The sequence below is a fragment of the Pelagerythrobacter aerophilus genome, from assembly GCF_003581645.1.
Lineage (GTDB): Bacteria > Pseudomonadota > Alphaproteobacteria > Sphingomonadales > Sphingomonadaceae > Pelagerythrobacter > Pelagerythrobacter aerophilus.
In genome coordinates, this window is the sequence record NZ_QXFK01000018.1 from 337,694 (window position 1) to 362,051 (window position 24,358).

General features: G+C 66.6%; 25 protein-coding genes and 1 tRNA gene. 9 read left to right on the forward strand and 17 right to left on the reverse strand.

Going from position 1 to position 24,358, the window contains the following annotated elements; genetic code table 11:
- Nucleotides 1-51: 51 nt before the first annotated feature.
- The 3 genes from D2V04_RS12335 (at nucleotide 52) to D2V04_RS12345 (ending at nucleotide 3,508) form a co-directional block, all read left to right on the forward strand.
- Complete coding sequence (locus tag D2V04_RS12335) at nucleotides 52-1,563, forward strand: flavin-containing monooxygenase (protein WP_119513971.1); 1,512 nt, start codon at nucleotides 52-54, stop codon at nucleotides 1,561-1,563.
- Nucleotides 1,564-1,736: 173 nt separating this feature from the next.
- Nucleotides 1,737-2,492, forward strand: coding sequence for a competence/damage-inducible protein A (locus D2V04_RS12340; protein ID WP_119513972.1), 756 nt, complete (start codon nucleotides 1,737-1,739; stop codon nucleotides 2,490-2,492).
- A 53-nt stretch (nucleotides 2,493-2,545) separates the two neighbouring features.
- Nucleotides 2,546-3,508: a polysaccharide deacetylase family protein gene (locus D2V04_RS12345; protein WP_119513973.1), complete on the forward strand. Its 963-nt coding sequence runs from the start codon at nucleotides 2,546-2,548 to the stop codon at nucleotides 3,506-3,508.
- 28 nt (nucleotides 3,509-3,536) lie between these two features.
- Here D2V04_RS12345 and D2V04_RS12350 read toward each other — a convergent pair whose 3' ends face one another.
- From D2V04_RS12350 to secE, 5 genes are all read right to left on the reverse strand, one after another.
- Nucleotides 3,537-3,716 (reverse strand): hypothetical protein, encoded by a 180-nt coding sequence (locus D2V04_RS12350; RefSeq protein WP_119513974.1) that lies wholly within the window; start codon nucleotides 3,714-3,716, stop codon nucleotides 3,537-3,539.
- 126 nt (nucleotides 3,717-3,842) lie between these two features.
- A complete protein-coding gene (gene rplA, locus D2V04_RS12355) occupies nucleotides 3,843-4,538 on the reverse strand; it encodes a 50S ribosomal protein L1 (protein WP_119513975.1) in 696 nt (231 codons plus the stop codon).
- Between the two features lie 4 nt (nucleotides 4,539-4,542).
- Nucleotides 4,543-4,974, reverse strand: a complete 432-nt coding sequence (rplK, locus tag D2V04_RS12360; protein ID WP_119513976.1) for a 50S ribosomal protein L11 — start codon at nucleotides 4,972-4,974, stop codon at nucleotides 4,543-4,545.
- 613 nt (nucleotides 4,975-5,587) lie between these two features.
- The gene (nusG, locus tag D2V04_RS12365; RefSeq protein WP_119513977.1) at nucleotides 5,588-6,124 is read right to left on the reverse strand and encodes a transcription termination/antitermination protein NusG; all 537 of its coding nucleotides are present in this window, start codon (nucleotides 6,122-6,124) and stop codon (nucleotides 5,588-5,590) included.
- Between the two features lie 34 nt (nucleotides 6,125-6,158).
- Entirely contained in the window at nucleotides 6,159-6,353 is a 195-nt protein-coding gene (secE, locus tag D2V04_RS12370; RefSeq protein ID WP_119513978.1) for a preprotein translocase subunit SecE, read from the reverse strand.
- Nucleotides 6,354-6,612: 259 nt separating this feature from the next.
- On the opposite strand from secE, the gene D2V04_RS12375 reads away from it, so the two are divergent.
- On the forward strand, nucleotides 6,613-8,154 hold the full coding sequence (locus D2V04_RS12375) for an alanine/glycine:cation symporter family protein (protein ID WP_119513979.1): 1,542 nt from the start codon (nucleotides 6,613-6,615) through the stop codon (nucleotides 8,152-8,154).
- A 98-nt stretch (nucleotides 8,155-8,252) separates the two neighbouring features.
- Here D2V04_RS12375 and D2V04_RS17960 read toward each other — a convergent pair whose 3' ends face one another.
- Together D2V04_RS17960 and D2V04_RS12380 are read right to left on the reverse strand one after the other, a co-directional pair.
- Nucleotides 8,253-8,402 carry a hypothetical protein gene (locus tag D2V04_RS17960; protein ID WP_182849748.1) on the reverse strand — a complete coding sequence of 50 codons (150 nt, stop codon included), beginning with the start codon at nucleotides 8,400-8,402 and terminating at the stop codon, nucleotides 8,253-8,255.
- 187 nt (nucleotides 8,403-8,589) lie between these two features.
- A tRNA-Trp gene (locus D2V04_RS12380) sits at nucleotides 8,590-8,665 on the reverse strand.
- 98 nt (nucleotides 8,666-8,763) lie between these two features.
- On the opposite strand from D2V04_RS12380, the gene aat reads away from it, so the two are divergent.
- Nucleotides 8,764-9,459, forward strand: coding sequence for a leucyl/phenylalanyl-tRNA--protein transferase (aat, locus tag D2V04_RS12385; protein ID WP_119513980.1), 696 nt, complete (start codon nucleotides 8,764-8,766; stop codon nucleotides 9,457-9,459).
- Here aat and D2V04_RS12390 read toward each other — a convergent pair.
- The 4 genes from D2V04_RS12390 to D2V04_RS12405 all read right to left on the reverse strand — a co-directional run bounded on the left by D2V04_RS12390 (nucleotide 9,378) and on the right by D2V04_RS12405 (nucleotide 11,411).
- A complete protein-coding gene (locus tag D2V04_RS12390; protein ID WP_228766418.1) occupies nucleotides 9,378-9,890 on the reverse strand; it encodes a DUF2155 domain-containing protein in 513 nt (170 codons plus the stop codon). The genes aat and D2V04_RS12390 overlap by 82 nt on opposite strands.
- Nucleotides 9,891-9,892: 2 nt before the next feature.
- Nucleotides 9,893-10,291, reverse strand: a complete 399-nt coding sequence (locus D2V04_RS12395) for an NADH:ubiquinone oxidoreductase subunit NDUFA12 (RefSeq protein WP_119513981.1) — start codon at nucleotides 10,289-10,291, stop codon at nucleotides 9,893-9,895.
- Between the two features lie 61 nt (nucleotides 10,292-10,352).
- Entirely contained in the window at nucleotides 10,353-10,835 is a 483-nt protein-coding gene (locus D2V04_RS12400; RefSeq protein ID WP_119513982.1) for a DUF192 domain-containing protein, read from the reverse strand.
- A complete protein-coding gene (locus tag D2V04_RS12405) occupies nucleotides 10,836-11,411 on the reverse strand; it encodes a regulatory protein RecX (protein WP_119513983.1) in 576 nt (191 codons plus the stop codon). It lies immediately after the preceding gene.
- Between the two features lie 131 nt (nucleotides 11,412-11,542).
- On the opposite strand from D2V04_RS12405, the gene D2V04_RS12410 reads away from it, so the two are divergent.
- On the forward strand, nucleotides 11,543-13,297 hold the full coding sequence (locus D2V04_RS12410) for a fatty acyl-AMP ligase (RefSeq protein WP_119513984.1): 1,755 nt from the start codon (nucleotides 11,543-11,545) through the stop codon (nucleotides 13,295-13,297).
- A 95-nt stretch (nucleotides 13,298-13,392) separates the two neighbouring features.
- Here D2V04_RS12410 and D2V04_RS12415 read toward each other — a convergent pair whose 3' ends face one another.
- A complete protein-coding gene (locus D2V04_RS12415; protein ID WP_119513985.1) occupies nucleotides 13,393-14,940 on the reverse strand; it encodes a TIGR00341 family protein in 1,548 nt (515 codons plus the stop codon).
- 144 nt (nucleotides 14,941-15,084) lie between these two features.
- On the opposite strand from D2V04_RS12415, the gene D2V04_RS12420 reads away from it, so the two are divergent.
- From D2V04_RS12420 to D2V04_RS12430, 3 genes are read left to right on the forward strand one after another with little or no spacing between them, the layout of a single operon-like run.
- Entirely contained in the window at nucleotides 15,085-16,299 is a 1,215-nt protein-coding gene (locus D2V04_RS12420) for a toxic anion resistance protein (RefSeq protein ID WP_119513986.1), read from the forward strand.
- A gap of 4 nt (nucleotides 16,300-16,303) precedes the next feature.
- Complete coding sequence (locus D2V04_RS12425; protein WP_119513987.1) at nucleotides 16,304-17,044, forward strand: hypothetical protein; 741 nt, start codon at nucleotides 16,304-16,306, stop codon at nucleotides 17,042-17,044.
- Entirely contained in the window at nucleotides 17,044-17,346 is a 303-nt protein-coding gene (locus D2V04_RS12430; protein WP_119513988.1) for a polyhydroxyalkanoic acid system family protein, read from the forward strand. The genes D2V04_RS12425 and D2V04_RS12430 overlap by 1 nt, the downstream gene beginning before the upstream one ends.
- 4 nt (nucleotides 17,347-17,350) lie before the next feature.
- Here the strand turns inward: D2V04_RS12430 and D2V04_RS12435 are convergent, their stop codons facing one another.
- From D2V04_RS12435 to D2V04_RS12455, 5 genes are all read right to left on the reverse strand, one after another.
- Nucleotides 17,351-18,379, reverse strand: coding sequence for a mannose-1-phosphate guanylyltransferase (locus D2V04_RS12435; protein ID WP_119513989.1), 1,029 nt, complete (start codon nucleotides 18,377-18,379; stop codon nucleotides 17,351-17,353).
- A 71-nt stretch (nucleotides 18,380-18,450) separates the two neighbouring features.
- A complete protein-coding gene (locus tag D2V04_RS12440) occupies nucleotides 18,451-19,173 on the reverse strand; it encodes a TonB family protein (protein WP_119513990.1) in 723 nt (240 codons plus the stop codon).
- A 140-nt stretch (nucleotides 19,174-19,313) separates the two neighbouring features.
- Nucleotides 19,314-21,866 (reverse strand): TonB-dependent receptor, encoded by a 2,553-nt coding sequence (locus tag D2V04_RS12445; RefSeq protein WP_119513991.1) that lies wholly within the window; start codon nucleotides 21,864-21,866, stop codon nucleotides 19,314-19,316.
- Between the two features lie 235 nt (nucleotides 21,867-22,101).
- On the reverse strand, nucleotides 22,102-23,031 hold the full coding sequence (locus D2V04_RS12450; RefSeq protein WP_119513992.1) for an isopenicillin N synthase family dioxygenase: 930 nt from the start codon (nucleotides 23,029-23,031) through the stop codon (nucleotides 22,102-22,104).
- Between the two features lie 10 nt (nucleotides 23,032-23,041).
- Nucleotides 23,042-24,349, reverse strand: a complete 1,308-nt coding sequence (locus D2V04_RS12455) for a NupC/NupG family nucleoside CNT transporter (protein WP_119513993.1) — start codon at nucleotides 24,347-24,349, stop codon at nucleotides 23,042-23,044.
- Between the last annotated feature and the right edge of the window lie 9 nt (nucleotides 24,350-24,358).

Sequence of the window (24,358 nt, forward strand, 5' to 3'; positions counted from 1 at the left end):
CGCCAACCCGCACGCGATGGTTTACGTTCGCGTAAGGAGGGAGAGAGGCGAATGGCAGCAGAACAATCCGATTTCGACGTGCTGATCGTCGGCGCCGGAATTTCCGGCATCGGCATGGCGGCGCACATGGAAATGATGTGCCCCGGCCGCAGCTACACGGTCGTCGAGCGGCGCGAGAACCTCGGCGGAACCTGGGATCTGTTCCGCTATCCGGGCATCCGTTCGGACAGCGACATGCACACGCTCGGCTTCGTGTTCGAGCCGTGGAAGCACGAGAAGTCGATCGCCGACGCGCCCGCCATCCTCGATTACCTGAACCGCATCGTCGACGAGCGCGGCATCCGCGGCAAGATCCGCTACGGCCACAAGGTGCTGGCGGCCGACTGGCGCAGCGACGAAGCGCGCTGGCACGTCACGGCGGAACTGCCCGACGGTACGACCACCACTCTCACCGCCAACTTCATCTATCTCGGGTCCGGCTACTACGACTACGACGATCCCTACGATCCGGGGTTCGACTTCGGCGAGTTCGAGGGACAGGTCGTGCATCCGCAGTTCTGGCCCGAGGACCTCGACTACGCCGGCAAGAACGTCGTCGTAATCGGATCGGGTGCGACGGCCGTCACCATTGTGCCTGCGATGGCAGAGCAGGCGGGGCACGTGACCATGCTCCAGCGCACGCCGACCTGGATGTTCTCGCGCCCGGCGAAGGACCGCATTGCCAATGTCCTGCGCAAGTTTCTGCCGGAGGAGCTTGCCTACCGGATCACCCGGTGGAAGAACATCAAGCTGCAGGACATCGGCTACAAGCGGGCCCGCGAACGGCCGGAGAAGGTCAAGGAGTTCCTCCACAAGCGCATCCGCAAGACCTTCGGCGGCCGCGACTACGACGTGGCTGCCTTCACCCCGCCCTATAATCCCTGGGAACAGCGGCTGTGCCTCGTGCCCGACGACGACCTGTTCGAAGCGATCAAGCGCGGCAAGGCGGACATCAAGACCGGCCGCATCGCGCGCTTCGTGAAAGGCGGGGTCGAGCTCGAGAGCGGCGAGGTCGTGCCTGCCGATATCGTCGTTACCGCGACCGGGTTGAAGCTCGCCATCGCAGGCAAGATCGCCGTCAGCCAGGATGGCGCGCCCGTCGATTTCGCGCAGCGCTACTACTACAAGGGCTGCATGTTCTCGAACCTGCCGAATCTGGCGGTGGTGTTCGGATATCTCAACGCGAGCTGGACGCTGCGCGCCGATCTCAATTCGGACTACGTCTGCCGCCTGCTCAACGAGATGAAGGCCAAGGGCGCCGACGTCGCGGTGCCGGTGCTGAGCGAGGCCGACGAGGCCGCGCTGGAGGAGGACGACATCTTCGATTTCTCGTCCGGCTACATTCAGCGTTCGAAGCACATCATGCCCAAGAACGCGGTCGGCTTCCCGTGGCGGCTCAACCAGGAATACGTGCTCGACCGCAAGCGGATGGCGGAAGATCCGGTGGACGACGGCATCATCGCCTTCCGCCGCGTCGGCGCGAACGTGAGCGCTCCCGAAGAACAGCTCGAGGCGGCGGAATAACTCTCTCCCCTTCAGGGGAGAGATACGCAGGCTTGCGAGCGCAGCGAACTAGCCGGAGTTGAGAGGGGGTTGGCGATCGTGAAAGGCGGCGTTGCGCGCTCCCCCTCTCCCAACCCTCTCCCCTGAAGGGGAGAGGACTAGCGGCCCGCGCCGCCTTCGCCTAACCGTTCGCCATGAGCGACCGCATCTACACCGCCGGTCTCGTCGTGATCGGCGACGAGATCCTCTCCGGCCGCACGCACGACCGGAACATCGCGCAAGTGGCGAGCTGGCTGCAGGTCCAGGGCATCCGCCTGGCCGAAGTGCGCGTGGTGCCGGACGTGCTCGACCGGATCGTCGCCGCGGTCAACGCGCTGCGGGCGGAGAACGACTATCTCTTCACCACCGGCGGGATCGGTCCGACGCACGACGATATCACCGTGGACGCGGTCGCCGCCGCGCTCGGCGTTCCGGTGGTGATCCACCCTGAGGCCCGCGCGGTTCTGGAACGCTACTATGCCGGTCGAGGCGGGCTCAACGAAGGGCGCCTGCGCATGGCCCGCGTGCCTGACGGCGCCGAACTGATCCCCAACCGCATGTCGGGCGCGCCGGGGATCAAGATCGGCAACATCCACATGATGGCCGGCGTCCCGCATATCGCCGCGCAGATGCTCGACTCGCTGACGGGCACGCTCGAAGGCGGCGCACCGCTGCTGAGCGAGACCGTGGGCGGCTACATTCCCGAAAGCGAAGTCGCCGTGCTGCTGCGCGAAGTCGAGCAGGCGCACGAGAACTGCCAGATCGGCAGCTATCCTTTCTTCCGCGAGGGCAAGGTGGGCGCGAACTTCGTTATCCGTTCGACCGACCCCGACGCACTGCAGAGCTGCGTTCACACGCTGTGCGAGGGGCTTGGCGAACTCGGCTTCGACTTCACGCCGGGCGGCATCTGAGCGCAGGGGGCGGCAGAACCCGCTCTTAACCTTGTCCCGCTACGACTCGTCACATGACGGGGGTCTACATCACCATCGATACCGAATACGCCTCGAGCCTCGCCGGGCTCGGGAGGGCGGAGAACTTCGCGCGCTCGATCGTGGGAGGGACGCCCGAGGGTCCGGCCGGCCTGTTCTACAAGATGCGCCTGATGGAGCGGTACGGCCTCAAGGGCGTATTCTTCGTCGATCCGATGCCCGCCCTGCTGTGGGGGCGTGAGGCGATCGCCGATATCGTCCGTCCGATCGTGGAGGGCGGCCACGACATCCAGCTTCACTGCCATACCGAATGGCTCGAACTGGCCGGCGACCGCAACCCGTTCGGCGGGCGGACGGGCCGGAACATCGCCGACTTCACGTTCCACGAACAGTGCGCAATCCTCGAATGGGCGCGCGACATGCTGGTGGCGGCCGGCGCATCGCGGCCGGTCGCTTTCCGCGCGGGCAACTACGGCGCCAACGACGACACCCTGCGCGCGCTGGCCGCGATCGGACTCGCCTACGATACGAGCCACACGCCCGGTATCGCCGGCGGCGCATGCCGCATCTCGCTCACCCGCCGGCATCGCCGGCCGCTCCGCCATTGCGGGGTCATCGAAATGCCGACCGGCTGCATCCGCACTTTCGGCGGCGGCCTGCGCCATGCGCAGGTGACGGCGATCTCGTCGCGCGAGATGCTGGCGGCGATCCGCCATGCACGCGATCACAACCTGTCGAGCTTCACGCTGGTCTCGCACAGCTTCGAACTGCTGTGCCGCGCACGGATGCGGGTCAACGCGATCGTGCGCCGCCGGTTCGAGACCCTGTGCAGGGGCATCGCAGACATGCCCGGCGTGACCAGCGCCACTTATGCCGACAATCCGCCGGTCCCTTCGCCCTCCGCGAGCGTGCGCCCGGTGCTGCCGGCCAGCCGCATGCGGACCGGCATGCGGCTGGCCGAACAGTTCATCTCGAACAGTCTCTACGGCGCGCGCTGACTGCGGGCCGCCGCCGTTCGGCGGGGGACTAGAGGTCGATCGTCCGGTCCTGCCGTTCCTCGAGGTCCTCGCGCAGCTCGCGGGCGCCGCGCTCCGATTGCTCGACCGAGCGCGGGCCGGCCTGCCTGTTCCTCGCCCAGACGTAGATCGCCACGGCGAGGAGGAGGATCGGGCCGAGAATGACGGCAACGCCCCAGATGGAAGCCATGGGTCTGCTCCTTGAATCAGCTCATCAAGGAAACGCGTGGCGGCAGCGATCTTTCCGAACGACCAAGAGAAAGGGCCGGGAAGATCGCTCCTCCCGGCCCCTCAAATCCCGTCAATCCGGAACGGATCAGGCGCCTTCGACCTCGGCGAGGTCGAGCTTGAGGCCCGGACCCATCGAGCTAGTCAGGGTGACCTTGCGGACGTACTTGCCCTTGGCGCCGGCCGGCTTGGCCTTGACCACGGCGTCGGTCAGCGCCTTGAAGTTCTTCAGCAGGTCCTCGTCCTTGAACGAGAGCTTGCCGATGCCCGAGTGGATGATGCCCTGCTTCTCGACGCGGAATTCGACCTGGCCCGCCTTGGCGTCCTTCACGGCCTGCTCCACGTTCGGCGTCACGGTGCCGAGCTTCGGGTTCGGCATCAGGCCCTTGGGGCCGAGCACCTTACCGAGGCGGCCGACCACACCCATCATGTCGGGCGTCGCGATCACGCGATCGTAGTCGAGGTTGCCGTTCTGCATGTCTTCCATCAGGTCCTCGGCACCGACCTTGTCGGCCCCGGCGGCCAGCGCCTTGTCGGCGTTGTCGCCGCGCGCGAAGACCGCGACCTTGACGTCCTTGCCCGTGCCCGAAGGCAGCGAGACCATGCCGCGGACCATCTGGTCGGCGTGGCGCGGATCGACGCCGAGGTTCATCGCGACCTCGACCGTCTCGTCGAACTTCTTGCTCGCGTACTGGCGCAGGGTGCTCAGCGCCTCTTCGACGTTGTAGAGCTTCTCGGCGTCGAGCTCGGCGAGCGTCTTCTGCTTCTTCGTCAGCTTTGCCATCGGATCAGCCCTCCACCACTTCGAGGCCCATCGAACGCGCGGAGCCTTCGATGATCTTGGTCGCCTGCTCGATATCGTTCGCGTTGAGATCCTTCATCTTGGTCTCGGCGATCTCGGCAAGCTGCGAGCGCTTGATCGTTCCGGCCGAAACCTTGCCCGGCTCCTTCGAGCCCGACTTGAGCTTGGCCGCACGCTTGATCAGGAAGCTGGCGGGCGGAGTCTTGGTGACGAACGTGAACGAGCGATCCGCATAGACCGTGATGATGGTCGGGATCGGCATCGACTTTTCGAGATCCTGCGTCGCGGCGTTGAACGCCTTGCAGAATTCCATGATGTTGACGCCGCGCTGACCCAGCGCGGGGCCGATCGGCGGGCTGGGGTTGGCAACGCCAGCCGGCACCTGCAGCTTGATGTAGCCGGTGATTTTCTTGGCCATGAGGCCACTCCTTTCTCACTGTCGCTCCGGCCGAGGCCGAAGCTCATGGTAAGCGGTCAAGCGGTCTGCCCCAGCGCGCTGGAAAGCAGACCTCCCGCAATGGTTTCCCGGTGCTGTCGCGTGGGAAGGCGCGCAGATAGCGCGCACGGGGCAAAATGCAAGCGATAGTACCCGCGGCGGCGGGGCAAGGCGACACCGGGCGCGTGACACTCGCGGGGGGTTTTGACAAGTGTAACCTTGGGCCTTTTCCCTTTCGAACCATGGACTTGCGGGCGCCTGCGGGGGCCGGGTGTGGCCTTTCCCATCGCGAAAGCCACACTGTCACCTTGCACCGTCACCTTCTGCTTCACCGCCCGCCAAGGACGGGAGACTGGCAACAGGCCGACGCGCGAATCGTTCGTTCGATAGAACATATGCGGAACGTAAGCAGGAAACGCGCATGTAGGAAAGGGGCAATCTCAAGCCCGGCGCGCAGTCCCCGGCCCCGCCCGTCATCCCAGCGAAAGCTGGATCGGATGCAGCAAGGTCCGGCCCAGCGGCCAGCGATCCCAGCTTTCGCCGGGATGACGGAGTGGGATTGTGGGTAGGACGGCGAGACGCCGCCCCGGGGGCCTTACTTGACCAGTTCGACCTGCTCGAAGTCGAGCTCGACCGGCGTCGCGCGGCCGAAGATCGAGACGCTGACCTTGACCTTGGCCTTGTCGAAATCGAGCTCTTCGACCACGCCGTTGAAGCTCGCGAACGGGCCGTCGAGGACCTTGACCTGATCGCCGATCTCGTAATCGACGCTGATGTCCTTCTTCGGCGCGGCCTTCGCTTCCTCGACACCGCCGAAATAGCGCGCGGCCTCCTTCTCGGAAATCGGCTGCGGCTTGTTGCCCGAGCCGAGGAAGCCGGTCACCTTGGGCGTGTTCTTGACCAGGTGGTAAACGTCGTCGGTCAGCCGCAGCTTGGCGAGCACGTAGCCCGGCATGAACTTGCGCTCGACCTGGACCTTCTTGCCCCGCTTGACCTCGGTCACGGTCTCGGTCGGGACCTGCACCTCTTCCACGGCCTCCGACAGGCCCAGCCGTTCGGCCTCCGCGATGATCGCGTCGCGAACCTTGTTCTCGAAGCCCGAGTAGGCGTGGATGATGTACCAGCGAGCCATTGTGATCCCTGTCGTGTCTTTTGCGTGTTTTCGATCAGGCGATCGTCAGCAGCCAGCGCACCACTGCGCCGAAGGCCGAATCGATGCCGAGAAAGAACAGCGAGAGAATGAGCATCATGATGCCGACGAAGATCGACGTGCGAACCGTCTCTTCGCGCGACGGCCATACCACCTTGCTGCCTTCGGCACGGACCTGGCGGATAAACTCCCCGGGGGTGGGCTTGGCCATGTGCTCTCTCGCTCTTGCCTGAAAATTCCTGTTGCGCCTTCCGGAATGGGACCATCGCCGCCCCGGTTCAAGTCCGGGAGGGGCTTTTAAGGCTCCGATGTCGGAAGGCGGGCTGCATTTAGGCGGCATGGCAGGCAAAAGCAAGGCGGTGCCGCACAGGAACACAAACCGGTTGCAGTCGAAACTTGGGGCTGGTCCTCACCGCCTCGCGCCGTTAGCCTGACCGCCATTCCAAGGGACACATGAGGGGATAAAGCGAATGGCAGCAGGCCAAGCACCAGCCACGCTGGGCGAACGAATGATCGCACCGGTGACCAACCTGTCCGATTTCATCTGGGGCGGGACGTGGAACGGCGAGCAGTTGATCCCCATTCCGCCGCTGGCCGTGATCCTGCTCGGCATCGGGCTGTGGATCATGATCGGCCTGCGCTTCTATCCGATCGTCAAGTTCGGCGCTGCGGTCCGCGGGCTGTTTGTCAGCCGCAAGGGCTCCGGAACGGGCGAGATCAGCCCGTTCGCCGCGCTTTCCACCGCACTTTCGGGCCAAGTCGGCACGGGCAACCTGGCCGGCGTCGCGACCGCCATCGCGCTCGGCGGACCGGGCGCGGTGTTCTGGATGTGGATCACGGCCCTGTTCGGCATGGCGCTCGCATTCGCGGAAGGCAGCCTCGCCATTCGCTACCGCGAGACGACATCCGATGGCGTCTCCCGCGGCGGCCCGATGAGCTACATCATGCTGGGCCTGGGGCCGAAATGGACCTGGCTCGCGATCGTGTTCTGCATCGGCACACTGTTCTCCGCACTGGTCACGGGCAATTCGATCCAGGCCAACGAAGTGGCGAGCGGCCTCAACGAACTGTTCGGATTCGAGCGCTGGCTCGGCGGGCTGATCGTCGCAATCGCGGTGTTCGTGGTGATCATCGGCGGCATCAAGTCGATCGGCAACGTGGCCGAAAAGGTCGTGCCGTTCATGGCCGCTGCCTACATCGTGATGGCGGTGATCGCTCTGATCATCAATTTTGGCGACTTGCCGGAAACCTTCGGCCGGATTTTCGACGGCGCCTTCAACATGCAGAGCGCCAGCGGCGGCTTCGCGGGCGCGGCGATCATCCTGGCGATCCGCGCGGGCGTGGCGCGCGGCCTGTTCTCCAACGAGGCCGGACAAGGTTCGACCCCGATGGCGCACGCCGTGGCGCAGACCGACGATCCCGAACAGCAGGGCCGCATGGCGATGCTCGGCACCTTCATCGACACGATCGTGATCTGCACGATGACCGCGCTCGTGATCCTGACGGTGCAGGGCGACTTCACCTACAACGGCCAGCCGGTGGATCACGTGTGGCAATCCGACCTCGGGACCACCGCGATGTCGGGCTTCGTGACCACGTCGGGCGCGTTCGCCGCGGCCTTCCCGTTCGAGATCGGATCGATCCCGCTCGGCACGCTGATCGCCAGCATCGCGCTGATCCTGTTCGTCTTCACCACCCTGCTGACATGGTCGTATTACGGCGAGCGGGCGATCACGTTCATCTACGACCGCGTACCCGGCTCCACCCGGGGCGGCGAGAAGGTGCTGCACATCATGTGGCGGGTGATCTGGTGCATCGCCATCTTCATCGGCGCGATGCAGCCCTCGCAGCTCGTCTGGCGGCTGGGCGACATCTCGAACGCGGCGATGGCCCTGCCCAACCTGCTCGCGCTGGCGCTGCTCTCGGGCGTTGTGTTCAAGCTGGCGCGCGGCGAGCGAAAGGCCGGGCGCGACTACCACAGCGAAACGCCGGAAGAGCCCGAGGAATACTGACGGCGGGGCCCGGCCAGAACGGGCGGGGTAAAAAGGGCCGGACCTTTCGCGGGTCCGGCCCCTTTCTCGTTTCGGCCGTCCGATCGGGCGACCGGGTCCTAGCGAGCGCCGAACAGGCGGGCCAGCAATCCGGGTTCTTCCATCGGCCGGATCGGTCCGTGGGTCAGGTATCGCAGCGAAGCGTCACGGTGCGGGCGGGGCTGGACCCACCCGTCGGGGCGGCTGCTGCGGAAGGACAAACTCGACATGGCGTCATCTCCATGAACATCTGCGCCTCCGTCCAACGCATGTAATGAACGGTTCGGCGCAGAGTTCCCGCTTTGGACGCAGCCGTACCACCCTGGCACAGGCGAAGCGCCGGTCTGCCGCGGGGGTTCCCGCCAAGCGTGGATTGTCAGGAGTCGCGGGCGCGAATGCGTCGCCGCCGATATCGCCTGGCAGGGGTGACAGGATTCGAACCCGTGGCCCTCGGTTTTGGAGACCGATGCTCTACCAACTGAGCTACACCCCTGCAGGCGGAAGCGCCTCTAGAGCCAAGCACGGGGGATGGCAAGGCGGCGCGCGCATGGTGCTAGGAACTTTGCCTCACGCACGATAGAGGCGGCGGTCATGCACGCGCCCGCGCAAGGCCCGATCCCCGGCGATCTTCTGCTGCTCGCCTATCGCAACGGGATCTTCCCGATGGCGGACGGGCGCGACGATCCGGAGGTGTTCTGGGTCGAGCCGCGCAAGCGCGCGATCATTCCGCTCGACCGCTTCCACTGCTCGCGCTCGCTGCGCAAGGTCCTGCGACATGGCGAGTTCACCGTCACCTGCGACCGCGCCTTCGACGAGGTTCTGCGCGCCTGCGCCGCGCCGCGGCCGGACCACGAGGGGACCTGGATCAACCGCCGGATCGAGGAGAGCTTCCGCGCTCTCCACCGCGAGGGACACGCGCACTCGCTCGAGTGCTGGCGGGGCGACGAACTGGTGGGCGGTCTCTACGGCCTCGCGGTCGACCGGGCGTTCTGCGGCGAGAGCATGTTCAGCCGCGCCGACAACGCGTCCAAGGTGGCGCTCGCCTGGCTGGTGGCGCTGATGCGGCGCGCGGGCTTCGCGCTGCTCGACTGCCAGTTCATGACGCCGCACCTCGCTTCGCTGGGGGCGGTCGAGCTTTCACAGCGGCGCTACTGCGCCTTGCTGGAGGACGCGCGGGGCGAGCCGCGCATGTCGCTGGCCGAAGCCTACGATTCGTTGCTGTCGGAGGCCGAGCCGCCCTCTTCCCCCGGGAACGTCATCGCGCAGTCCTTCACCCAGACGTCGTAGATCGGGTGCTCGACCACATTCAGGCTGGGCGAGTTCTTGAACAGCCAGCCGGAGAAGGTCTTGTCCCACACGCCGTCGTCGCCCGCCTGACGGACGAAGACCTGGACGAACGCGCCCGTCTCGTGCGGCATTTCCCACGGCGCGGTGCGTTCGCAGGCGGCGAGGCGGACGATGACGTCGCCCACGCGGCGCGATTCGCCGGGCCGCATCTCCAGGTCCTGCGACAGGTTGTTGCGCTTGTTGAGCAGGCCGAGCGTGGCGACCCGGTCTTCCATCGGCGTTCCCGCGCCGCTGTCGCCGACCGGCGCGGGCGGCGTGCCGGTGCGCAGACTCTCGGGAATCTCGGTCTCGACCGGCTCCGGCGCCGGCGCTTCCTGCGTGCAGGCGGCGAGCATCGCCGCCAGCGGCAGCGCGAGGATGAGCCGGCCCACGCTCAGCTGTCCGGCGACCACGCTTCGTAGTCGCCCGTTGCCGCCGCACGGCGCCCGCCGCGCTGCAGCGCCCCCTGCGGCAGGTAGGCTGCCTCCGTCCCCGTCGCGTTCGGCGTGTAGTCGGCCTCCCAGATCCGGGGCGGCGGCAAGCGGCTCTCGGGCACGTCGTCGAACTGGCCGTGGAGCCAGCCGTGCCATTCGGGCGGCACCCGGCTGGCGTCGTTCGAACCGTCGTAGATCACCCAGCGGCGCTCGCGCCCGTCGGGCGAGGTCTTGCGCGAACGGAAGTAGCGATTGCCCTGCGCATCGGTGCCGACCTCGACCCCGTGGCGCCAGTTATGGAGCAGCGTGCCGATCGTCGCGCCGTTCCACCAGGTGAAGATCTTGGCCAGGAAGTTCATGGAGCGGGCGGTTAGCCGATTCGCCTCGCGCGGCCAAGCGCGCAATCGAGAACGGCCGCGATTACCACTCGACCGCGTCGCCCGGCTCGATCCCGAGTTCGGCCGCACGGCCCCCGGGGATTTCGAGCACGGCGCTCGTCAACCCGACGGCCGAAACCGAGTCGAGCGAATAGGGGACGGTCTCGGCCGCGATGTTCATGATCCGCCCGTCCTTGCCGATGAAGATGATGTCGAGCGGCAGCGGGGTGTTCTTCATCCAGAAGCTCGCCAGATCGGGCGGCGTGCGCGGGAAGAGCATGCCTTCGTTCGGGCCGAGCTCGGTCCGGAACATCAGCCCGCGCGCCTGTTCCTCGGCCGTATTCGCGACTTCGACCGCGAATTCGTGGCGCTGTCCGTCGCTGACCACGGCCAGGGGAATGATCTCCAGCCCCGAGACCGGATGGCGGCTCGCGGAAGTCTCGGCGGAAGCGGCGGCTCCCGCGCCCGCCTGGGGCGAGCAGGCCACCGCAAGCGCGGCGGCGAGAAGGGAAAGCAGTCGGCGCATCTATCGATCCTCTTCGTCGTCGGCGGCATCGGCCACCCATTGCTCGGCTTCCGCGACGTCCTTCGCGTCCATTACCGCGCGAGCGTCGTCAAATCCATGCCCGGCGCGGATCATCGCGGCGAGCTGCTTCTCGCGCCGGTCACGCTCCGGCACTTCCCCGCCGAAAGGCCCGAAACGGCGCTTGCGCGCCAGCGTCAGAGCCGCTTCGCGCCGCGCCCGCTCGCCCGGCTGCGCGCCGGCGCGCAGATCCTCGTCGATCCCCGCACCGCGCAGCGCCTGATCGATCCGGCGCGCGCCGTATCCGCTGCGCAGCAGCCCCCCGGCCCGCGCCCGGGCATAGGCTTCGTCGTCGATATAGCCCAGTTCGGCGAATCGCGCCGCGATTCCCGCAGGATCGGCGGGCCGTTCGCCCTCCCACCCGCGCTCGCGCAGCTTGCGCGCCAGATAGCCCTCCAGCTTCGCCGCGGTGGTCGCGAAACGCGCGACATAGGCGAGCGCCAGCTCCTCCAGCCGCGCCTCGTCGAGCGGCTTCGGCGGGCGCCTCCTGCGCCTCTCGTGCGTTCCTTCGCGAACCATGCGGCCTTATTCGTGCCACACTCGTTCGGAAATGGGAAAGTTTGAAACGACGGCGAGGAAGGGATAAGGGCGCCGGTAGGGGATAATGAAAGCGCTATGTTGCGCGCCAATGACGGGTACCGCCTCCAGACATGACCGATACCAACCTGATTCCGACCCCGAACGACTGCGCCTTACCGCGTCGCAGGTCGGATTTCGCCACCTTCAACGAGGCGGTCGACTACGCCGCCCGTAGCGAGAAGGGCCTCAATTTCCACGATATGCGCGGCACGCTGGAGAGGGCCTATCCCTACGGCGAAATGCGCGAGGACGCGCTGGCGATGGCCCGGCGGCTGGTCGCGGCCGGGATCGGCAAGGAAGACCGCGTGGCCCTCGTGGCCGAGACCGGGCCGGAATTCGCCGCCTTGTTCTGCGCCTGCGTCTATGCCGGCGCATGGCCGGTGCCGCTGCCCCTGCCGACCAGCTTCGGCGGCAAGGAGAGCTATATCGAACAGCTCGCAGTGCAGCTCGAAAGCTCGGACCCGAAGATCCTCATCTATCCCCCGGAAATCGCCGAAATGGCGCAGGCCGCCGCCGACCGGCAGGGCTGCGAGGGGATCGACTGGGCAAGCTTCGCGGAGCGCGAGGCGCCCGAATGCGAGCTGCCCGAGGCGAAGCCGGACGACATCTGCTACCTCCAGTACTCCTCCGGCTCGACCCGCTTCCCGACCGGCGTGGCGGTGACGCACGAGGCGCTGCTGCACAATCTCTACGGCCACGCGACCATGGTCGACCTGGGCGAGAACGACCGCGTGGTGAGCTGGCTGCCGTGGTATCACGACATGGGCCTCGTCGGCTGCTTCCTCTCGCCGATCGCCAACCAGGCCTCGGTCGACTACCTCAAGACCGAGCATTTCGCGCGCCGCCCGCTCGCCTGGCTCGACCTGATCAGCCGCAACCAGGGCAACACGCTCTCCTATTCGCCGACCTTCGGCTACGACATCTGCGCGCGCCGCATCTCGAGCCAGAGCAGCGTGTCCGAGCGTTTCGACCTTTCGCGCTGGCGCACCGCGGGCAACGGGGCGGACATGATCCGGCCCGACGTGATGCAGAACTTCGTCAACGCCTTTGCCGACGCCGGCTTCCGCGCGAGCGCCTTCACCCCGTCCTACGGGCTGGCCGAAGCGACGCTCGCGGTCACCGTGATGCCACCGGGCGAAGGCATCCGCGTCGAGCTGGTGGAAGAGGAGCGCCTGTCGGGCACGCGGGCCGATTTCTCCCGTCCGGCCCGCTACCGCGCGATCGTCAACTGCGGCAAGCCGCTCCCCGGCATGGAAGTCGAGATCCGCGGAGAAAATGACGAGGCCAAGGGCGATCACAAGATCGGCAAGGTCTGGTGCCGCGGCAAGAGCGTGATGCATTCCTACTTCCGCAACGAGGAAGCGACCAGCGACTGCCTCGTCGCCAAGGAAAACGGGGATGTCTGGCTCGACACCGGCGACATGGGCTACATGGCGAACGGCTATCTGTTCATCGTCGGCCGGGCGAAGGACATGATCATCATCAACGGCAAGAACCACTGGCCGCAGGACATCGAGTGGGCGGTGGAGCAGTTGCCCGGCTTCAACCACGGCGACATCGCCGCGTTCTCGGTCGAGACCGAGAACGGCGAGGAGGCGCCGGCGGTGCTGGTCCATTGCCGCGTGTCCGACCCCGAGGAGCGCGTGCGCCTGCACGAGCAGATCCGCGACAAGGTCCGCTCGATCACCGGCATGAACTGCGTGGTCGAACTGGTCCCGCCGCGCACCCTGCCCCGCACCAGTTCGGGCAAGCTCAGCCGGGCCAAGGCCAAGCGGCTCTACCTCGCAGGCGAAATCCAGCCGCTGCCGCTGATGGAAGCCGCCTGAGGCCGCACCCTTCGTGATCCCTCTTCAATCCTCCCCATCTCGCGATGGGGAGGATCTATCCTCTCGGTGATCTGCTGACCTGCGGCTTCGCCGGCCTACTCATCCTCGTTGGGAGCCCACGCCACCCGCACTTCGCCCGTGCGGGTCTCGCCCAGACTGGCCTCCGCGCCTTTTCCCACCAGAAGCGAGCGAACCGTTTCGGCCTGCTCTTCGGGACCGGAGACCACCAGGCCCCGGCCCAGCCGCTGCGCCGCCCATCCTGCGAGCGTGATCGCCTCGCGTGCCGCGTCATCGGGCTCTTCGCCGTCGAACGCCACCGAGGGCAGCGTCGCAATGGGCGGGATCAGCTCGACCCGCCATTCGGGCTCGGTCGCGGTGATCCGGCGTTCGAGCGCGGCGTAGGTTTCCAGCGGGGCGCCGGGCAGAACCTTCGCCCTGACGAGGGCGCGGCGACGCTGGCGGTCGATGAGAACGTCATCCTCCTCCACCCCCGCCGCGAGCGCGAGCCGTGCGGTCAATTCCTGCAGCCGATCGCGGGCCGCTTCTTCCTCGGCCAGCTTGACGGAGGCGAGCTGGGCCTCCTCGGCGCTTTCCTCGTCGCGAACGAGGAATTGCTTGAGCTGGACATCGACCGCGGTGTCGAGAAGTCGCGCGAGGTTTGCTTCCGAGCGGACTTCCGCATCGGGTTCCAGCCGCGTGGTCCACACGAAGGCCGACACCCGCATCGGCTCGCGGTCGAACTCGATCTCCGGCTGCGAAAGGCGCGAGGATGCGCCGAAGTTCGCCGCCAGCTCGCCGCGCACCTGCCTTGCGGCGCCGGCTTCCCAGGCGATCTGGCGCAGTGAGAAGCCCAGGGGAACTGCAAGCGCAATGAAGACGATCGCCAGCACGAAGTTCTGCCACCGCGTCTGCCGCTCCGAAAGCGTGGCGCTGAATCCGTAAAGCCGGGCCATCCCCCATACGGTGAGCGCGATCGTCACGAAGTTGGTCACGTAGAGCAGCAGCGCGCCGGTGAAGACGGTCCAGTTCAGTGTCGCGAGCCCGAACCCGATCACGGCCAGCGGCGGCATGAGAGCGGTGGCGATCGCAACGCCGACGATCGTCCCTTCCCGCCCACGGATCATGGCGTAGGCGCCGGCCATGGCCGAGAACAGGGCGACCATCAGGTCGAACAGATTGGGCCGCGTGCGCGAGGCGATCTCGCTCGTGATGTCCTGCAGCGGCGAAACGAACACGATCATCGCGCAGAGCCCGATCGCCATCAGCGTGCCCCAGGCGAGCGAATGCGCCGACTGGCGCATCCAGCGATAGTCGCCGATCGCCAGCGCGAAGCCGAGCCCCATGATCGGGTCCATCAGCGGCGACAGGAGCATCGCGCCGATCACCACCGCGGGGGAAGAGAGAAGCAGGCCGAGGATCGCGATACCGGCCGACATCGCCGTCATGAACAGATAGCGCGAGGAGATGGCGCACTCTTCGCGGCGCTTGGCGATCACCTCTTCCTGTTCGACGGTCCCCATAACCGCGTCGTGCCACCAGCGGCGGAAGCTCGCGACGACCCGCAGGAACGACCACTGCGGTTGTCCGCCGGCGCCCGTATCGCTGTTTGCGCCGGATTTTTGGGTCTTTGCACCACTGTCCATCGTCCGTCTTTAGCGCTTGCCTTGCGTCGAAAAAAGTCGACATTCGATCGAGCACCCTTGGCGGCACCGTTGAATTTCGTGTCTTATGTGCTTAACACAGTATGCAGGAACCGGGCTGCGTCCCGGGAGGAGTTGAAAGCAGGTATGGCCAGCAATCAAACCGCTACGGCGACCGAAACCGATCTGGAGCTGACCGCGCCCGATCCGGTGCCGCAGGTCGCAGCGGAGAAAGCCGCCGGGCTCGTGCCCGTGAGCGAGGAAAAGAAGTCCAAGCTGGACGAGAAGGTCGAGGCGTTCATCGCCGACCTGGTCGCGGAGGACGCGAACTCGCCCGAATTCGGCAAGAAAGTCGACCAGATCACCAATATGGGCCGCAAGGAAATCATGGCGGCCGCGCAGCATTCGAACCGCTTCCTCGACCGCCCGGTCCGCGCGATGGACAAGGACGAGGGCGTCGGCGCCAATCTCGCCGAACTGCGCCGCACGGTGGAGGAGCTCGACCCCTCCCGCCGCGGGAAGCTGACCGGCCCGAAGAAGCTGCTCGGCATCATTCCCTTCGGCAACAAGCTGAACGATTACTTCCGCAGCTATCAGAGCGCGCAGACGCACATTCAGCAAATCCTCTCCAAGCTGGCCAACGGCAAGGACGAGTTGCTGATGGACAACGCGGCGATCGACGTCGAGCGGTCCAAGCTGTGGGAGGCGATGGGCAACCTGGAACAGATGATCCACATCTCCCAGGCGCTCGACGATCGGCTGGAAGAGAAAGCCGCCGAGCTCGACGCGACCGATCCGGCCAAGGCCAAGGCGATCCGCGAGACCGCGCTGTTCTACGTCCGCCAGCGCACGCAGGACCTGCTGACGCAGATGGCGGTCAGCGTGCAGGGCTATCTCGCGCTCGATCTGGTCAAGAAGAACAACGTCGAGCTGGTCAAGGGCGTCGACCGCGCCAGCACCACCACGGTCGGCGCGCTGCGCACCGCGGTGACGGTGAGCGAGGCGATGACCAACCAGCGCCTCGTGCTGCAACAGATCACCGCGCTGAACGACACGACCGCCGGGATCATCGATTCCACCAGCACCATGCTGCGCGAGCAGACCGGCAAGATCCACGAGCAGGCCGCCTCGAGCACGATCCCGCTGGAGACGCTCCAGCGAGCGTTCCAGAACATCTACGACACGATGGACGAGGTCGACACCTTCAAGCTGCGCGCGCTCGATTCGATGAAGCAGACGGTCACGACGCTCAGCAAGGAGGTCGAGAAGTCCAAGGGCTATATCGCCCGCGCCGAAGGCCAGGCGCAGGCGCAGTCCAAGATCGGCTCCAGCGAGCCGTCGCTGCTGACCCTCGATAGCTAGAGCAATGCCCGACAGTACGCGAAACAGCGACGTAATTCTCGCCGATGCGCGGCGCTCGCTCGCGGAGAACCGCGCGGGCGGATATCACCGGCGCGCGTCGATCGGGCGCGGGTCGGCCGATCTCAAGACGCGGCATCTCGTCGGCAAGATCAAGCGCATCGCGCTGGCGGTGGGCGGGATCGTGGTCGCAGCGATGGTCGCGGGCCTCGTCATCGACGGAATCGGCTTTACCGGCGTGATGGTGGCACTGCTGGCGATCGTCGCGGCGGTCTTCGTGTTCTCGGCCTTCCCGAAGATGAAGGTGCCCCAGCGCGCCGAGCTCAACAAGGGCGACACGCGGGAGATGGTCGGCCGCACCGAGCTGTGGCTCGAACACCAGCGCCCGGCCCTGCCCCCGCCGGCGGCGAAGATCGTCGACGACCTCGGCGTGCAGCTCGACGCGCTCGGCCTCCAGCTCGAGACCGTCGACCAGGCACACCCGGCGGTGCGCGACGTCCGCCAGCTCGTGGGCGAGCATTTGCCGGAAATGATCGATTCCTACCGCAAGGTGCCGGCGCATCTGCGCGGCGAGAAGCGCGCCGGGGCAACGCCCGACGAGCAGCTTGCCGAAGGGCTCGGCCGCATCAGCCGCGAAATCGACAGCGTCACGCGGCAGCTCGCCGACGGCGCGCTCGACGATCTCGCGGTGCGCCACCGCTACCTCGACTATCGCTACGGCGACGGCGCAACGCAGGAAGAAGGCTGATGCGCGTCGCGATCCCCCACGATCTCCCGCGCGAGACGGTGCGCGAACGGCTGCGCAGCCGCAGCCACGAGATCGCCGATCACATTCCCGGCGGAATGGCCGAGGTCACGACGGCCTGGGCGAGCGATGACAGCATGACCATGCGAGTCAGCGCTATGGGGCAGAATCTCGACGGTCGTGTGAATATCGAGGAGGGGCAGCTCGTGTTCGAGATCGACCTGCCGCCCGCGCTCGGCTTCGTCGAGCCGATGGTCGCGAACGCCATACGCCAGCAAGGGCAGAAGCTGCTGACGAAGGACTAGGGGCCTAGCCGCTCGCGCCGCCGAGCTTCCCGACCTTCTGCGCATCGCCGGCCCGCATCACCAGCACCTCGTCGCCGTCGACCACGACGATCACGTCCTCGAGCCCGATGCACGACACGCGCGGTCCGTCGCTGTCGACCATGACGTTGCGGCAGCCGACCAGTTCGGTCGCTCCGCGCACCACGTTGCCGCCCTCGCCGGCCTCCCGCGCCTCGCGCAGTGCGACCCAGTTGCCGATGTCCGACCAGCCCATGTCGACCGGCACGAGCGCGGCGCGGGCGGTGTTCTCCATCACCGCGTAATCGACCGACTCCGCCTCGATCCCGGCGAAGACCGAGGCGGAGGGATGGAACCGCGGCCCGTTGTCCGATCCGCGCACCACGGCCTCGCGCGCGGCCTCCGCCATCGCCGGGCGGTGACGCGCCAGTTCCTCCAGGAACGTGCCCGCCCGGAACGCGAAGATGCCGCCGTTCCAGCTGAATTCGCCCGAGGCGACGAAGTCGCGCGCCAGCGCCTCGTTCGGCTTCTCGACGAAGCGCGCCACCTCGTAGCCGCCCTCGATCGCGGCGCCCCGCTGGATATAGCCGTAGCCGGTCTCCGGCCGGTCGGGCGCGATGCCGAAGGCAACGAGGCGCCCCTGTCCAGCAAGCGCCACCGCGGCGTCCACCGCCGCATGGAAGGCGCCGGTGTCGGCGATGTAGTGGTCGCTCGGACAGACCAGCATGATCGCCTCTTCCGGCAGCAGCGCGGCGGCGAGCGCGATCGCGGGCGCAGTATTGCGACCCTCCGGCTCGACCACGATCCGCATGCCGGGATGCCCCTGCGCCTCGACATGCTCGATATGGCGCGCGCCCGCCACGACCATCGGCGGCGCAAAGCGGTCGCCGGCGCGGCATCGGGCCAGCGTCGCTTCGAACAGCGATTGCTCGCCCAGCAGGCGCAGGAAGGGCTTGGGGCGGTCGGCGCGGCTCCGCGGCCAGAGCCGCGTTCCGCTGCCGCCGCACAGGATCACCGGATGGATGCCGTCGGTCATGCCTGTGCGTCATTCACCAGCTTGGGCGGCAGGGCAAGGCTCGGCACCCGCCCGGTGCCCGCCTGTCCCGATCAGAACCAGCGTTGCCGCCAGTAGAACGGGGCCGGAACCGGGTTGCCTTGTGCGTCAGTCGCAGGGCGAAAGCGCAACCGCTCGACCACCAGGCGGCAGGTGATCCGGTCGGCTTCCGGATCGGGGCTCGGGCGATATACGGTGCAGTTCGATGCGCGCCCGTCCACCCCGACGATCACCCGCACGATCACCTCGGTTCCGCGCCGCGCCGCACGTCCGCCCTCGGGGACCGGATAGTCGCTCGCGTCGTCGATCGAGCCCGCGATGTGCTCCGGCTTGGTCACCGCGCCGCCACCCTGGCCGCTGCCGCCCTGCCCGCTGCCGGTCCCGCTGCCCGCGCCGCCTGCGCCCGTTCCCGCACCGCTCTCGCTCGCGCCGGAGGTATCGGCGGTGCCAGTGGAGGAGGCACGCGGTGCAGGCGACGGACGCGGGACCGGGATCGGCGGCTCCGGCGCGGCAATCTCCCGCGGCACCGCCTCGCGCCCTTCTTCGCCCGAAGCGCCTGCGTCCGGCTCGGCCGGAGGCTCGGGCGTTTCCTCGGGCGGAGCTGTGATCGTGACCGTAACCGCCTCGACCACCTGCCGCTCGACAGAGCCGGTGAAATCGGGCGCAAACGCCTTCGCGAGCCCGTAGATCGCGAGAACATGCAGCAGCGCGATCAACGCCAGCGTGCCGAGGCGGGGTCTACGGCGCGAAGTGAAGGAAGAGCCGGTCCCGATCATCGCGCTGATAGAACACTTCCCTCTCGCACGGCGTTCCCCTGCGAGAGCAATAGCCCACTCCCCCTGTTCCCGGACATAAAAAAGCGGCGGCGCCCCTTCCGGAACGCCGCCGCCTTTTCAAACGGTGCTGGATCGGTTCGTCAGTAGCCGACGACGAGCGAGATGCTTGCGGCGCGCGGGGCACCGATCTGCGCGAAGGGCACGCTGTCGAGCGAACCGCCGTAGTAGCCGACGTACAGTTCGTCGAACAGGTTGGTGACGTTGAGCTGCAGCGCCGCTTCCTTGCCCGGCGCGAACTCGCCGAGAGTGTAACGCACGTCGAGGTCGACCAGCGTGTAGGACGGCACCGTGGTGTCGTTCAGGTCGTTGACGAAGCGCTTGCCGGTGTACTTGACCTGCGCACCGAACTCGACCGGACCGAAGTTGATCTGGCCACGTGCACCCACGGTGTACTTGGGCGAGCCGCTCTCGCGGTTCCCGGCGGTCGGCAGGTAGTAGTCCTCGCCAACCGTGGCGACGGTGCAGCCGAACCGCGCCGGATCGGCCATACCCTCATCGTCGAGGCCGCACTGGCCGCCGAGGACGTCGTCCTTGATCTCGGAGTTGTTGAACGAGCCGAACACATAAAGCAGCGTGTTCGGAGTCGGGCTCCAGGCCACCGAGCCATCGATGCCGTATTTGTCCACCCGGCCGAGGTTCCGGTAGAGGGTCTCGTCCAGGATGGGGTCATAGGCCGATGCAAGCCGGTTGTTGTAGCGCGTGTACCAGCCGGCGATCTGCGCCGTCAGGTTGTTGCCCAGACCGTACCGCACGCCGACGTCGAAGCTATCGGTCGTTTCGGGAACCGGCTGCGATTCGCGAACGTCTGCCAGGAAGAGTGAGTCGTAGAGCGGATCGGTGCCGGGCACCGAAAGCCCCTTGGCATAGTTGGCGAACAGCGAGACATTGCCGAAGTCGTAGGTAAGGCCGACGTTCGGGAGCAGCTTGTCGTACTTGTAGGTACGGGTCTGCGGCGGGGCATTTTCCGGATTGGCCGCTTCGTAAGCGGTGGTGTCCTGGTTGCCGAGGCAGTCGACGAAACCCGAGGCCGAGGTCGTGAAGCAGTTCTGGTTCAGCTCGCGCTTGAAGAACGGAAGCCGTAGCCCGGCCACGATGCCGAGCGGACCGAACGTGCCGCGATACTCGCCCGACACCTGGTTGAGGATGGCGTAGGACAGGCGGTCACGCTTGTTCAGCGCATACCCGTCCGACGTCAGAACCGGATCGTTCATCGGGAATACGTCGAAGGGCTCGCCATCCGCCCACAGGAAGCCCGTTTGACCCGTCTGGCGGTGACGCGCGTGATCGAGCGTGTAGGCAAGACGAACGCTGTGGTCGTCATTGATGTCGTAGATCAGGTTCGCGATGACGCCGTAACGGTGGGTCCGCGTCTGGCTGGGGTCGGTACCGGCCACACGGTCGAGCAGATCGCCGTCACCGTTGAGGTCCATGCCGTAGTAGTAGCCGCCGCCGATGAAGCCGGTGTACTGTACGCCGCCGATCGTCTGGAAACCTTCGCGAAGGTCTTCCACGCCGCCGCCATTGGCCTTGACGTACTGGAAGCTGGGATCGACGGTGAGGGTCAGGCCGTCCGACAGAGTGAAGCGCGACGAACCGCGGATGTTGCCGGTGTTCGACGGGTTGTAGCGCCGGTCAAACTCGACGCCGCAATTGCCGCTGCTCGAGCTGTCAGACCAAGTGTCCGCGACGCCTGGCGTCCCCTGCCCAAAACCGCCCCCCAACTGACCCGCCGGAATCGTGCAGGGATAGTTGATCTCATAGAAGCGGTCGCGGCCTTCGCCGTTTTGCACCAGTTCCTTGAGATCAAGAACGTCGAACGAGCCGAAGAAGTTGTTGCGGTTCTCGTTGTAGTGGCCTGCGACGGAGATGAAGTCGCCGTTCGACCCGATCTCCTGATAGAGACGACCGTTGTACTGCTGCTTGCGGACTTCGCCGTAGTTGTTGAACGGATTGTCGTAGCGGGTCCACGAAGCCGACACGAACGCGCGCGTGCCGAAGCCAGTGATGTCGCCACTGTCGACCATGCCGAACGCACGCACGTAGGGCCGGTCGCCGGCTCCCTCGGCGAAAATGTTGCCGTAGCTCGCCGTCGCAACCACACCGAAGGTTTCGCCGGGGACCCGCGTGCGCAGGTTCACGGTGCCGCCGGTCGCGGAGGCCGTGGGGCTGTCGACATCGGTCACGCCGAGATTGACGTTGACCTGCTCGAGGATCTCGGGGTCGATCTGCTGATTGGTGTAGAGCGCGTAGTTGCCCGAGTCATTGAGCGGCAGGCCGTCCAGCGTCTGCGACACGCGATCGGCGCCGAAGCCGCGGATGGTAAAGCCACCGCCGCCCGAGCCCCAGGGGTCGTTGTTCTGGAAGCTCACGCCGGGAACGAGATTGATGATGTCGTTCACGGTCTGGCCGGGACGCTGACGCCGGATGACTTCCTCGGTCAGAACCTGCTTCGCCTTCGGGGTGTTGGGCACATCGACACCGCCGACGTCGGAATCGCGCGTTCCGGTCACGATGATAACATCGTCGTTCTCGAAATCGACGGACCCGGTGGACTGGGCATAAGCCGCAGACGGCATGACAGCCGCGGCGGAAAGGCTGACGACGCTGGCAGCCAGGAGATACTTGAGCTTCATGAAAACGATCCCTTCGGTGAGGCTCGGTGGGGAAAGACTGGATGCGCGCCCCGTTAGGCACGAACGGCGACGCTAGGAAGGCACTTTTGTTGCAAGAATGTGACAGTGCGGCAAGATGCGCACCGCGCCTGTGCGAGCGGCCTCAAAAATCGCAGAAATCCATACGCTTTCGGCTGTTGCCGCAATGCAACATCGCGCCAGATTTTATCGTATTGTGGACAATCTGCCGGCGAAATCAGACGAGATTGATCTCTCGCAGCCGCTGCATCAGGAAATCGTGGCTCGATATCGGCGCCGGGTGCGGCTCGGCCGACTCGGGGTCGATGCAGCTTTCCAGCGTCTCGATCGTGAAGTCGGGCCGGAAGTGAAGGAAGAACGGCATCGAATAGCGCGAACGGTAGGCCGCCTCGCCGCGAGGGTTGACTACCCGATGCGTGGTGGAGCGCAGCTTGCCGTTGGTCAGCCGGTCGAGCATGTCGCCGATGTTCACCACCAGCGCGCCTTCCGGAACCTCGATCGCCTTCCACTCGCCGCTCGCGGTTAGCAGCTCGAGCCCGGCCTCCTCGGCCCCGAGGAGCAGGGTGATCGTGTTGATGTCGCCATGCGCGGCGGCCCGGATCGCGCCTTCGGCATCCGCGCCGGTGAGCGGCGGATAGTGCAGCAGGCGCATGACCGAATTGCCGTCCTCCACCGTCTTGGCGAACCAGTCCTGCGGCAGGCCCAGGTGCAGCGCGATCGCCTCCAGCACCCGCGCACCGGCTTTCTCGAACGCGGCGTAGAGCGCTTCGAAGGTGTCGCGGAACTCGGCGATCTCGGTCGGCCAGAGGTTCGGCGCCATGTATTCGGCGAGCGGATGACCCTCGGGCAGCGAGCGGCCGACGTGCCAGAATTCCTTGAGATCGTGGACCGAAGCGTCCTTCGCCTTCTCGGTTCCGAACGGGGTGTAGCCGCGCGCGCCGCCGCCGCCGGGAATGTGGTAAGCGCGCTTGATCTCGTCCGGCAGGGCAAAGAAGGCTTTGGACAGCTCTTCCGCCTTCGCGATCAGGTCCGCCGGGATGCCGTGATCGCGGATCACCGCGAAGCCGTATTCCTCGAAGCTGCGGCCGATCTCTTCCGAAACCTCGGACAGCGGGCGGGCGATGGAAACGGAAGCGATCTCGGACATGGGTTGCGACTCAGTAAGGTAGGAACAGGCCCGCCAGTGCAGCGCTCATCAGGTTGGCGAGACTGCCCGCGGCCAGCGCGCGCAGACCCAGCTTCGCGATGACCGGGCGCTGATTCGGCGCGAGTCCGCCCGTAACCGCCATCTGGATCGCAATCGAGGAAAAATTGGCGAAACCGCAGAGAGCGAAGGTCACGATGGCGCGGCTGCGGTCGGTCAGCATCTCGAGCTGACCCAGCTCGATGAAGGCGACGAATTCGTTGAGCACGATCTTGGTCCCGAACAGGCCGCCGGCGAGACCGGCCTCTTCCCACGGCACCCCGATCAGGAACATCACCGGGGCGAACAGCCAGCCGAGCACCATCTGGAACGAGAGATCCGGCTGCCCGAACAGTCCGCCGACAGCGCCCAGAAGGCCGTTGGCGAGGGCCACCAGGGCGACGAAGGCCAGCACCATCGCGCCGACCGCCACGGCCAGTTTGACGCCCGTCTGCGCACCCTGTGCCGCCGCTTCGATGATGTTGGCTGGCCGTTGGCCCTCTTCGAAGGTCTGGGCGACCTCAACTTCGTGCGCCTTGTCGCCTTCGGTGATCGCGGCCGGGCCCTCGGCGCTGATGCGGCCCCGGGGCAGGACGATCTTCCCCTCCGCCTCGGGCGAAGGTTCGTCGTCATCGGGCATGATGATCTTCGCCATCAGAATGCCGCCGGGCGCCGACATGAATGCCGCGGCGAGCAGGAACGGCAGGTAGTCGCTGCCCAGCAGCCCGGCATAGGCCGCCAGGATCGTGCCCGCGACGCCCGCCATGCCGACGCTCATCAGCGTGAACAGCCGGCTGGGCGAGAGCGCCGCGAGATAGGGGCGGACCACCAGCGGGCTTTCCGACTGGCCGACGAAGATGTTCGCCGCCGCGCCGAGCGATTCCACGCGGCTGATGCCCGTCACCCAGCCGATCGCCCCGCCGACCCAGCGAACCACGCGCTGCATGATCCCGAGATAATAGAGGATCGACACCAGCGAGGCGAAGAACACGATCACCGGCAGGGCGCCGAGCGCGAAGGTGTTCTGCAGCGGGTTATCCGCCCCGAACAGGAAGGCGGTGCCCGCGTCGGCGTAGGACAGCAGCGCCGCGACTCCGTCGCTCATCCCTCTGATCGCGGCCCGGCCCCAGGGCGTGCGCAACACGAGGAAAGCGAGCAGGGCCTGGAGCGCGAAGGCCGCGGCCACCACGCGCAGGCGGATGCGGCGCTTGCCCGTCGACAGAAGGAAGGCGAGCGCCAGGATCGCAACGATCCCGAGCAGGCTGGTGAGGACTGGATGCATGGATGGCCC